We start from the raw sequence: 1265 nt of genomic DNA on the forward strand, positions 1-1265 counted from the left end.
TTTGACACAAAGTGACAAACTTTACGACTTATCTAAGTGGTAAACCTGAATCAGTTAAGTGATGTTAACTTTATGAGGTATTAATGAAGGCTTCAAACCAGAAAATGAACATAACTACCTGTTATTGATTAGTTTTAAAGTGAGTGTTTTTGTACCTATTGATATAAATCATATATTTTATTTTTAATAAAAAGATAAGTTGTGACGTTTGATTTTTTCGTGTTTAATTATTTTGATTTCATATATTTAGGTGCTAGAAATGAAAGATTTATCACCATCAGATTTAAAAAGCATTTTACATTCTAAACGCGCAAATGTGTATTACCTCGAATATTGCCGTGTTATGCAAAAAGACGGTCGGGTTCTGTATTTAACTGAAGCTAAGCATGAGAATAATTATTTCAATATTCCTATCGCTAATACTACGGTTCTTTTATTGGGTAATGGCACTTCTATTACTCAGGCGGCAGTCAGGATGTTAGCTCAAGCTGGCGTACTTATCGGATTTAGTGGCGGTGGTGGTACGCCGCTATATATGGCGAACAATGTTGAGCATGCGATTGAATGGATGACACCGCAAAGTGAATACCGGCCAACCGAATACCTGCAAGGCTGGATGTCATTTTGGTTTGATGATTCTAAGCGTCTGGATGCAGCGAAACAATTTCAACAAGCGAGAATTGAATATTTGCATCGTATTTGGGGGAAAGACCGAGAGTTACGTCTTGAAGGATTTACCACTGATGATGTAAGTATACAGCAAGCTCTGGAACGGTTTGATGAACAAATGGCTACAGCGTCTAAACCATCTGATTTATTACTGATTGAAGCACAGCTTACTAAGCAACTGTATAAGTTCGCCGCCAATATTACCAAAACGTCCAATTTTACTCGTCAGCATGTATCGACCGACAAAGCTAATGACTTTTTAAATCATGGTAATTACTTGGCCTATGGGTTGGCCGCGACAACGCTGTGGGTATTAGGTATTCCTCATGGTTTTGCAGTGATGCATGGCAAAACTCGCCGTGGTGCATTGGTATTTGATATTGCGGATTTGATCAAAGATGCAATTGTGCTGCCTTGGGCGTTTGTGTGCGCCAAAGAAAATATGACCGAACAAGAATTTCGCCAACAGGTACTACAAGCTTTTACCGATCATAAAACGTTAGATTTTATGTTTAATCAAGTTAAGAAAGTCGCATTGCAGGGGAAAGAGAAGAACTGGCATGATAGCCAGTCCTTTAAGCTGCCTATTCGGCAGT

At 38.4% G+C, this 1265-nt stretch carries 1 protein-coding gene; it reads left to right on the plus strand.

Annotated elements, in window-relative coordinates; translation table 11 throughout:
- Positions 1 to 259: 259 nt before the first annotated feature.
- A partial coding sequence (gene cas1f, locus BT797_RS20765) for a type I-F CRISPR-associated endonuclease Cas1f (RefSeq protein ID WP_075473351.1) occupies positions 260 to 1265 on the plus strand: 1006 nt, incomplete at its 3' end.

Source organism: Moritella viscosa (assembly GCF_900120065.1).
GTDB classification, from domain to species: domain Bacteria; phylum Pseudomonadota; class Gammaproteobacteria; order Enterobacterales; family Moritellaceae; genus Moritella; species Moritella viscosa.